Raw genomic sequence first — 8,896 nt, 5'->3', positions numbered from 1 at the left:
CGGCGACCGTCGCCGCGCTGTGCGCGCGAGCGCGGTCGCTGCGGGCGGGGCTGCGGGTGGAGGCGGCGTTCCTGGACTTCAACGCACCGCGGGTGGGCCAGGTCCTGGACCGCCTGGCGGCGGAGGGCGCCCGCGACGCGGAGGGCGCCCATGACATCGTCGCCCTCCCGCTCCTGCTCACCCGCGCCTTCCACGCGAAGGCCGACATCCCGGCGGTGCTGCGCGAGGCGACGGCCCGCCACCTGGGCCTGCGCGTCCGGCAGGCCGACGTCCTGGGCCCCTCGCCGCTGCTGACGCGGGCCCTGGAGCGGCGCCTGTACGAGGCCGGGCTGCGGCCCGGCGACCGACGCTCGACCGGGGTCGTCCTGGCCTCGGCGGGCTCCACCGACCCGGAGGCGATCGCGGTGATCGCAGAAATCGCGCGGGAGTGGCGGCACACCGGTTGGTGCGCCGTGCGGCCCGCGTTCGCCTCCGCGGCATTTCCCGCGGGGTTCCCCCGCACCGAGGACGCGGTGCGCGTGCTGCGCGCCGAGGGCGTCCGCCGCGTGGCCGTCGCCCCGTACGTCATCGCCCCCGGCCGGCTCCCGGACCGTATCGCGCACGGCGCGCGCGAGGCGGGCGCGGATGTCCTGGCGGGCGTTCTGGGCCCGGCCCCGGAGCTGGCCCGGCTGCTGCTGCGCCGCTACGACGAGGCGCGGGCCGGGACCGGGGCCGGGGCCGGGGAGCTCACCGCGCTCACGGCCTGACGCGAACCCGCGCGGTCAGGTGCCCGCCCAGTACGAGGGGCGGCGTGGCCGCCGGTGGGGGATAATCCTGCTACCCATCACCCGGCCGGACCACATCCCTCCCCTCCGTTCACCGCCCCTTCCGCGTACGGTCCGCCGCCCTTGCCGACCCGGCCCCCGGACACCGCTGGACTTTCCCTGCACCCACCAGGAGGGGATGTCATGCGCAACGAACGCGACACTCGTACACTCGAAGCCGACAGAGCCCGCCGCGGACCTCGTACGCGAGTCGCGCTCGCCGTGGCGTCCACCATCGCACTGACGGTCGTCCCCCAGTCGGCGCTGTCGGCGCCCGCACCCGCGCAGGCAGCCGACCCCACAGCGACCGCCGCCCAGGTCCAGTGGACGACGCGGACCGTGGCCCCGGGCGTCCAGATACGCACCGGCACCATCCAGCACCCGGACGCCAAGCCGGCCTGGACGGTCGCCATCCACGCCCCCGCCGTCAACCGGCTGACCGGCGCCCGGACGTTCGCCCCGCTCGGCACGCACGCCTGGGCCGAGGACACCGCGCGACGGCTGCGCGACGCCGGGCTCGAACCGCGCCTGGAGCAGGTCGGCTGGCCCGCGTACGCGGACACGCCGCGCGGCACGATGGGTTGGCGGGTGCGCGTCGGTACGTACGCCACCTCGGACGAGGCACAGCGCACGACCCCGAAGGTGACCGCGCTCGGCCTCCAGCCGGCCGTGGAGTGGACCGGTTACGACGTCGAGCAGCCGGCCGACCGGGAGAGCGTGCATGTCGCGGTCATCGACCCGGCCGCCTTCACCGGCACCGTCGAGGCCACGCACAACGGCAATGTCGCGGACCGCGAGACGACCTCCTCGGTCGCCGCGAAGACCGGCTCGCTGATCGGCGTCAACGGCGGCTTCTTCATCACCTCCGACACCGACGGCGTACAGGGCACGATGGCCGGAATCGGCGCCTACGACGGCGAACTGCAGTCGATGGCCGCCGGTTCGCGCGCCGCGCTGATCCTCGCCGACGGCGGCCGGCGCGCCCGTATCGCGGATCTGACCACCACGGTCACCGCGCGGTCCGGATCCGCCGCCTACGCGGTGCAGGGCATCAACCGGGTGCCCGGCAAGGTGCGCAACTGCGGCCGCCCCGGCGCCACCCCCACCGAGCTGCCCCGCCAGGACCTCACCTGCGCCAAGGCCGACGACCTGGTCAAGTTCACCGCGGCGTTCCGCGCCGACCTGCCCACCGGCCCCGGCGTCCAGGTCGTGCTGGACGCCGACCACCGCGTGGTCTCCGTCGGCCGGCGCGGCGGCGAGGTCCCGTCCGGCGGCTCGGTGCTCCAGGGCGTCGGCTCCGCCGCCGACTGGCTGACGGCCCAAGGCCGTCCGGGCGAGCGGATCGCCGTCCAGGAGACGGTCCGCGACACCGCCGGGCGGCAGGTCGCGCTCGGCCCCGACGACAGCATCGTCAGCGCCGCGCCCACCCTGGTGGAGGACGGCCGGATCGCCATCGACGCCGCCACCGAGGGCATGCTCGACCCCCAGGACCTCTCCTTCGGCTACGCCTGGTCCAACGGACGGCAGCCGCGCACCATGGCCGGCCTTGACAAGGGCGGACGCCTGTTCCTGGTCACCGTGGACGGGCGCCGGCCCGGCGTCAGCGAGGGCTTCACCCTGGCGGAGGGCGCGGAGTTCATGCGCTCCCTGGGCGCGGAACGGGCGCTCAACCTGGACGGCGGCGGCTCCAGCGCCATGGCCGTCGCCGGCGAGCTCGTCAACGCCCCCTCGGACGCGGCGGGCGAGCGTCCGGTGGGCGACACGGTGCAGGTGCTTCCGGCGCGCGCCGGTCGGTGACCTTGTGGTGGTTCCGGGCCGACGACACGCCGTGGCGTCGGCATGTCGCCGGCCCGAAACCACCGCGACTCGACGTGGTTGGCTCAGGCGAGCCCCGACCTCACCGTATGACCGTCCCCTGATGGACGGAGGTCCCGTGCAAGAGACGCGATTCCCTGTCCCGCCGCCCGTGCAGCGCGAAGTCCGCCCGGGCGGTCGCCCCCGGCCGGAGCAGGGTCTGATGGACGACTGGGTTCCGGCCGGCGGCGGAGATCACCACGCTCAGATATCCCTCAGGAAGGCCGGTCGCCGCGTACTCCCCGTTTCTGTTCGTCGTGGTGCGCACCAGCTGCCGCCCCCGCGAGTCCATGACCGTCACCGCGGCCCCCGCGAAGGGCTCGTCCTGCGCGTCGTGCACCCTGCCCACCAACATGGGCACCGGCTCGCCGAAGTGGTGCTCGTGGACCGGGAGCGCGGTCGGCGTCGGCATCTCCAGCGCCGGATCGTCCACCGGCGGCTCCTCTACGGCCTCGCCCTCGTCGAACTCGTCCGCACCGGTCCCGTCGTCGTCGAGCACGGCCGACCGCACGGTCGCGCGCCGCTGCCGCCAGGCGAACAGCCCCATCAGGGCCGCTCCGCCCGCGATCCACGCGCACAGCACCAGGACGGGGCGCAGCACGCCGGCGCCGTCGAAGTAGAGGATTCCGCGCAACGCGTCGAGCCCGTTGCCCAGGGGCATGGCCAGGTGGACCGCCTGGAAGAACGGCGGCAGCAACGGCACGGGGACCGCCCCGCCGCTGGTCGGAATGGACATCACAATGAACAGGGTCATGGCCACGCCGGGGAAGAACTGCTTGACGAACGGGGCGAGCCCGGTGGCCCCCATCGCCACGCCCGCGGTCATCAGAAACCCGATCGGGATGGCGGCCGGATCGTTCGGCAGGATGTCCATCGCGACACCCGCGTAGAAGCCGAGGACGCTGAAGGCGGCGGCGACCCCCAAGATGACCAGGATCTTCCCCCGGCGGCCGAGGGTCACCGCCCGCAGCAGCGTCGTGGCCAGCACATAGCCGGGAATGCTCCACGCGATCCCGTAATAGAGCAGGCTGCTGCCCATCGCGTCGCCGCTCGCCGTGGGCGCCACGTCCGTGACCGTGAGCCGCTTGCCCTGCTTGGTGGCGATGTTGCCGAAGACCTCGCTCAGCGCCTGCTCGAGCGACTTCCCGTTGGCCTTCGCCACATACAGCGTGGGGTGCGCCGGGTCGGCGGCGTAGGCCCCCACCGCATCCCGGTCCAGTACCGCCTGGCGTGCCGCGTCGGCGTCGGGAACCGCCCTGACGTCGAAGCCGTCCGGCCGCTTCTCGTCCAGGACCCGGGCAATCTGGCGAGCCGCGCCGGGGCCGGACACCGCGACCTTCACATGGTGCGGGGCGGGGGCGTGCAGCGCCGGGGCGAAGAAGAAGAGGAACCCCGCGAAGAGCAGCGCCGGAAACCACAGCAATTCGGCGAGCGTTCGGACCACGGCCCGGGGCCGACGCTTCTCAGACCGCTCTGCCATGGAGCCTCCGTGACTACTTTCGGGTTCGTCGAGCAGCCAAAGCCCGGCGAGTCAGCAGAAGGCTCGATCATAAAACATCATTCATTAAAGCTATACTTTGCCGGATTTTTACCTTCCTTAGATGGGAATTTGACCATGCGGGATCTGCCTCAAAGGGTAAATCCCGCACAAACTCGCATACTTGCTACACAAGTAGGTCAAGATCCTTGTACCCGACGCCCGGGGCGTTGAGGGCCAGCCAGCCGTGGCCGCGCATCCGCGTGTCGGGGCCGGTCCGCGTGGGGTCGACGGACAGCCGCCCGCAGGCGTAGGCCGCCCGCGCCGTGCCCTCGTTCGGCTCGGCCTCGTCGTACTCCGGGTCGAAGTCCTCCTCATCGATGCGCAGGTCCTCCCACGACAGCGGCTCACCAATCCACTCGGGGTCGTCCTCCGCCGCATAACGCCGCCGGATCCGCCCCTTCTCGGCCACCACCCAGACATCCGACCCGGCCGCCTCGTCCTGGAAGAACATCTGCGCCTCGCCGCAGTGCTCGCTCAGCCGCTCGACCGCGCCCATCCACTCGTCCCAGTCCCAGCCGACCACCTCGGCGAGGTTGCCGAAGACCAGCCGCCAGCCGTCCAGTTCCGGCGTGATGAACACGGGGTACGCGCCCCGGCGCGACGACATGTCCTCCACATCGGCGCCCTCCTCCAGCGTGACCGGAAACCGGTCGTGCAGCTCCAGCGCCTCGAAGACCCCGTTGGCGGGGGTGACAACACGGGTTTCGGCCACCTCGATTACGGTGCTACTCATGGCATCCATGGAGAGTCCGCTGCGTCGATGGTGGACGACCGCGGCCGCCGTGACCGTTGCGCTGATCGGCGCTCTGCTGCTGGCAGGCCAGGTCAAGCACGTATGGGACGGCCACGCCGAGTTGGCCGCGCTGCGCGCCCACGGACTCCACTCCCGGGCCCAGGCGTCCCTGACCACCTCCTGCACCCAGGGCCGGGGCATCAGCTGCCAGACGTCGTCGGTGTGGCTCGATTTCATCGACGCCGACGGCGATTCCGTCTCCGTACCGGAGGAGGCGATCGACGGCTCGCTCTACGTCCCGCACGGCCACCGCGACGCCGAGGACCGCGTGGCGACGACCGTCGTCTACGACCGGGCGAACCCCTACGAGGCACAGCCCGCCGGCGCCCTCGACCAAAGCGTCCTCGACCTGGCGGCCCACCGCTGGATCGCCTGGACCATCGCGCTCGCCCTCCTCGGCGGCGGCACCGCCGGGGCCATCGCCGCCTGGCCGCCCCGGCCCACGCCCCGGCGCCCCGCCTGACGACAATTGGCGTGCCCGCCACCATGTCGCCGTGATTCGCTACCCCGTATGGCAAGACTGCGACTCGACCGCATCCTCGTCGTGGACGTCGAAGCGACATGCTGGGACGGCCCGGCCCCCGAGGGCATGGAATCCGAGATCATCGAAATCGGCCTGTGCGAACTGGACGTCGCCACCGGCGAACGCCCCGTCCGCCGCTCCCTCATGGTCCGCCCTGAGCACTCCACGGTCAGCCCCTTCTGCACCGAGCTGACCACCATCACCCCCGAACAGGCCGCCGCCGGCATCGGCTTCGCGGAAGCCTGCGAGATCCTGCGCGACGAACACGGCGCCGGACACCGCGTATGGGCCAGCTGGGGCGAGTACGACCGCGCCCAGTTCACGCGCCAGTCGTCGGCGACGAACATCCGCTATCCGTTCGGCACCCGGCATCTCAACGTCAAGAACCTCTACTCGCTGATGCACTCCCTCGACCGCGAACTGGGCATGGCCGGCGCTCTCAGCCACGCCGGGCTCAGCCTCGAGGGCACACACCACCGGGGCGTGGACGACGCGTGGAACATCGCGGGGCTGCTGGCGGGGTTGCTGGGGCGCGGCGCGGCCCACTCCTTGTAGGCTCCGCCCCGATCACCAACGTGTGCCCGGGGGAGGAACGTTGACGCCAGCGAAGCTGCGCCATATCGACCCGCTCGAAGCCGTGGAGCACCTGTTCGCGCTGTGGCTGCCGCGCCGGCGCCTGGCACTCGTCGGCGGCGAAGCCCCGGCGTCGTACGAGGAAAAGTGGACCACCGCGCCCTCCCTGGCCGAGGTGTCGGACTACGGCGCCTTCCCGTCCACGTTCGCCGGCCCCGACGGAGAGCGCCATCCGGTGGCCGTCGAACGGTTCGACATCGAAGACCCGGACGAGACGTCTTCCGGCCCCCTGCACGCCTCATGGGGCCTGCCGGACGAGGGTGCGGAGCAGGCGTTCGCGTTCGTCAGCGAATTCCTCGCCGACGCAGCGGAATCGGACCGACGGGGCCGGGCGCTCGCCGGATACCTGGCCGGTCACCTGGCGGCGGACGGTACGGATCTGCTGCGCATCACGGTGGCCGCCGAGCCGAACGGCCCCGCGCTGGACGATGAGCTGCATCTGCTGGTGCGCTCCCACGACAGAACAACGCGACTGGCCCTGGCCGACGCCAAGGCCGCCCCGGCCACCCCCGACGCCAATGACACGCCCGAGTACCGGATCGCCTGTGTCACGTCCCTGCTCAGCGAATTCCTCCAGATCAACAACACCGACGCGGTCACCTTCGAGGTGACCTTCGGCACCCATGACGTCGACCTGAACGTCGCCGACCCCGACGCCGCCTTCCGCACGGGCTGGGCCGGGGACGAAGACTGGCTGATCGCGAAGGAGGGCGACGACGAAACCGACGATGTCCTGTGGGCACTGGACGCCGCCACCCTGAAAGCCGCGCTGACCGAGTCCGAACGGAACATGGTGGCGGCGGCCCGGGCCCAGACCCTGGTCTGGGAGTTCGACTCCACGACCCCCGAGATCCCCGGCGATGAACTGGTCTCCTGGCTCGCCCGCGACCTCCTCGAAACGATCCTCACCAAGATCACCGGGGCGCCCGGAACCCCACCGACTCTCGCCTACGCCAAGAACCTCCCCCTCGAATCCGTCCTGTCCGGCGAAGCGGACTCCTGCCTCCTCCTGGTCGGGGCGGGACGCACCGCCCTCATCCACATCAGCGGATAACGGCCGACCATGTCCTCGCCCTCTCGGAGCACCCGGCCCGCGCCCGCTGTGAGCTCGTGGCCGGCGTCCTCATGGCCTCTCCCGCGCCCGGCTGGGACCACCAGATTGTGCCCTCAGAACTGCACCGTCAGATCCACGCGGACGCTAACTCCGCCCTATCCGCGAGCCATTGACCACCAGCGCCACATCGAGGTTGTCGCGCGTGGCGTTGGAGTACGGGCAGACCTCGTGGGCCGCGCTGACCAGTTCAACGGCCTGCTCGCCGGTGACCGACGGCAGTGAGATCCGTAGCTCGGCGCCGAGCTTGAAGCGGCCACCGTCGATCGGGATCAGCGAGACCGACGCGTCGATCTCCGCGTCGTCCGCCTTGAGGTTCCCGCGTTGCCCGATCAGAGCCAGCGTCGCACCGAAGCAGGCTGCGTACCCGATCGCGAAAAGCTGCTCGGGGTTGGCGCCCTCACCGTCCCCGCCCAACTCCTTGGGCAGCCTCAGTTCCAGGTCAAGCCGTCCATCGGAGGTCCGACCGCGGCCGCTTCTGCCTCCGGCCACGTTTGCCTCCGCCGTGTAGAGCGCCTTCGTCATCCTCAACTCCCTTGTATTGCTTCCGCAATCTGAATCTGTCACTTCAAAATCAGGAAGTCAATCGCTAGGCTCGGACACCCCACGACAACAACTGGGGGTCGAGATGGTGGGACTTGAGGTCGGCTACCTTCTGCCGACGCGCGACCAGACCGTTCGGGGCGAGCACGCACCACGGCGACTCATCGCCCAGGCGCGGCGCGCGGAAGAACTCGGGCTGGATTCGGTCTGGGCGGGCGACTCCCCCGTGACCAGGCCCCGCGCCGATCCGCTGCTGCTGATGGCCGCCGTGGCCGAGACCACCGAACGGATCGCCCTCGGCACAGCCGTGCTGCTCCCGGCGCTGCGCCATCCGATCCTGCTGGCGCACCAACTCGCCACCCTCGACCGGCTGTCGGAGGGGCGCCTGATCGCGGGTATGGGCGGCGGATTCCCGAACCGCGATACCGAGGCCCAGTTCGCGGCGGTCGGCGTCGACTTCGCCCGCCGGATCAGCCGCCTGGAGGAGTCGATCGACGCCATGCGCCGGCTCTGGAGCGGAGAGGAGGTCTCCCACCAGGGCAAACACTTCTCCTTCGACGGTGTGCGGCTGGCGCCCCCGCCGTACCGTCGGGGCGGCCCGCCCATCTGGCTCGCCGGAAGCGGCGGCCCGGCGCTGCGCCGGGTGGCCCGCCTCGCCGACGGTTGGCTCCCCTATCCGCCCGAGACGACGACATACGCGGAGGAACGCCAGACCATCGAGCGCGCGGCGACGGCCCGTACGGTCACCCCCGCCCTGTACGCGACGCTCTGCCTGGACGAGGATCCGCACAACGCGCGCCAGCGCCTGCGGAGCACCATCGAGCCCTACTACAACGCGCCGCTTGAGCGCATCGAGCAAATCCAGGCCATGTTCGCCGGTACGGCCCGCCAAGCCGCCGACTGGTTGCACGGCTATGCCGAGGCGGGCGCCCGCCACGTCGTCATCCGTCTGGCGACCAATGACCACGACGAGGGCCTGGAGGAGTTGGCCGACCGGGTGCTGCCGCTACTGCGCGGTCTAGGGTGGTGAAGTGGAACAGCGAACGTACAACCAGTACTGCGCCACCGCGCGCACCCTCGACCTCGTCGGCGAGCG

9 protein-coding genes are annotated in these 8,896 nt (G+C 71.4%); 6 read left to right on the top strand and 3 right to left on the bottom strand.

Translation table 11 applies throughout. The annotated features are described in order from the left end of the window. A partial coding sequence (locus CCN51_RS46360) for a sirohydrochlorin chelatase (RefSeq protein WP_086860932.1) occupies nucleotides 1-746 on the top strand: 746 nt, incomplete at its 5' end. 201 nt (nucleotides 747-947) lie between these two features. Further along, nucleotides 948-2,600 (top strand): phosphodiester glycosidase family protein, encoded by a 1,653-nt coding sequence (locus tag CCN51_RS46355; protein ID WP_014175618.1) that lies wholly within the window; start codon nucleotides 948-950, stop codon nucleotides 2,598-2,600. 100 nt (nucleotides 2,601-2,700) lie between these two features. On the opposite strand, the gene CCN51_RS46350 is transcribed toward CCN51_RS46355, so the two are convergent. Together CCN51_RS46350 and CCN51_RS46345 are read right to left on the bottom strand one after the other, a co-directional pair. Then, entirely contained in the window at nucleotides 2,701-4,137 is a 1,437-nt protein-coding gene (locus CCN51_RS46350) for a carboxypeptidase regulatory-like domain-containing protein (RefSeq protein ID WP_055413908.1), read from the bottom strand. Between the two features lie 184 nt (nucleotides 4,138-4,321). After that, entirely contained in the window at nucleotides 4,322-4,930 is a 609-nt protein-coding gene (locus CCN51_RS46345; RefSeq protein ID WP_143676109.1) for a hypothetical protein, read from the bottom strand. Between CCN51_RS46345 and CCN51_RS46340 the strand changes: the two genes are divergently transcribed. The 3 genes from CCN51_RS46340 to CCN51_RS46330 are packed head-to-tail and all read left to right on the top strand — an operon-like array spanning nucleotide 4,929 to nucleotide 7,200. Then, complete coding sequence (locus CCN51_RS46340; RefSeq protein WP_055413909.1) at nucleotides 4,929-5,453, top strand: hypothetical protein; 525 nt, start codon at nucleotides 4,929-4,931, stop codon at nucleotides 5,451-5,453. The two genes, CCN51_RS46345 and CCN51_RS46340, sit on opposite strands and share 2 nt — an antisense overlap. A gap of 48 nt (nucleotides 5,454-5,501) precedes the next feature. After that, the gene (locus CCN51_RS46335; protein WP_014175622.1) at nucleotides 5,502-6,068 is read left to right on the top strand and encodes a 3'-5' exonuclease; all 567 of its coding nucleotides are present in this window, start codon (nucleotides 5,502-5,504) and stop codon (nucleotides 6,066-6,068) included. Between the two features lie 40 nt (nucleotides 6,069-6,108). Then, nucleotides 6,109-7,200, top strand: coding sequence for a hypothetical protein (locus tag CCN51_RS46330; RefSeq protein ID WP_014175623.1), 1,092 nt, complete (start codon nucleotides 6,109-6,111; stop codon nucleotides 7,198-7,200). A gap of 144 nt (nucleotides 7,201-7,344) precedes the next feature. Here the strand turns inward: CCN51_RS46330 and CCN51_RS46325 are convergent, their stop codons facing one another. Beyond that, complete coding sequence (locus CCN51_RS46325) at nucleotides 7,345-7,782, bottom strand: organic hydroperoxide resistance protein (RefSeq protein ID WP_014175624.1); 438 nt, start codon at nucleotides 7,780-7,782, stop codon at nucleotides 7,345-7,347. A gap of 103 nt (nucleotides 7,783-7,885) precedes the next feature. Here CCN51_RS46325 and CCN51_RS46320 point away from each other — a divergent pair, with 103 nt between their 5' ends. Continuing rightward, complete coding sequence (locus tag CCN51_RS46320) at nucleotides 7,886-8,830, top strand: LLM class flavin-dependent oxidoreductase (RefSeq protein WP_014175625.1); 945 nt, start codon at nucleotides 7,886-7,888, stop codon at nucleotides 8,828-8,830. Nucleotides 8,831-8,896 lie beyond the last annotated feature (66 nt).

This window comes from Streptomyces milbemycinicus (assembly GCF_002154605.1).
GTDB classification, from domain to species: domain Bacteria; phylum Actinomycetota; class Actinomycetes; order Streptomycetales; family Streptomycetaceae; genus Streptomyces; species Streptomyces milbemycinicus.
This window is presented reverse-complemented; position numbering and strand designations above follow the sequence as displayed.

Coding starts and splice junctions, on each gene's coding strand:
- CCN51_RS46355 (WP_014175618.1), top strand. CDS start 948: ATGCGCAACGAACGCGACACTCGTACACTCGAAGCCGACAGAGCCCGC.
- CCN51_RS46350 (WP_055413908.1), bottom strand. CDS start 4,137: ATGGCAGAGCGGTCTGAGAAGCGTCGGCCCCGGGCCGTGGTCCGAACG.
- CCN51_RS46340 (WP_055413909.1), top strand. CDS start 4,929: ATGGCATCCATGGAGAGTCCGCTGCGTCGATGGTGGACGACCGCGGCC.
- CCN51_RS46345 (WP_143676109.1), bottom strand. CDS start 4,930: ATGAGTAGCACCGTAATCGAGGTGGCCGAAACCCGTGTTGTCACCCCC.
- CCN51_RS46335 (WP_014175622.1), top strand. CDS start 5,502: ATGGCAAGACTGCGACTCGACCGCATCCTCGTCGTGGACGTCGAAGCG.
- CCN51_RS46325 (WP_014175624.1), bottom strand. CDS start 7,782: ATGACGAAGGCGCTCTACACGGCGGAGGCAAACGTGGCCGGAGGCAGA.
- CCN51_RS46320 (WP_014175625.1), top strand. CDS start 7,886: ATGGTGGGACTTGAGGTCGGCTACCTTCTGCCGACGCGCGACCAGACC.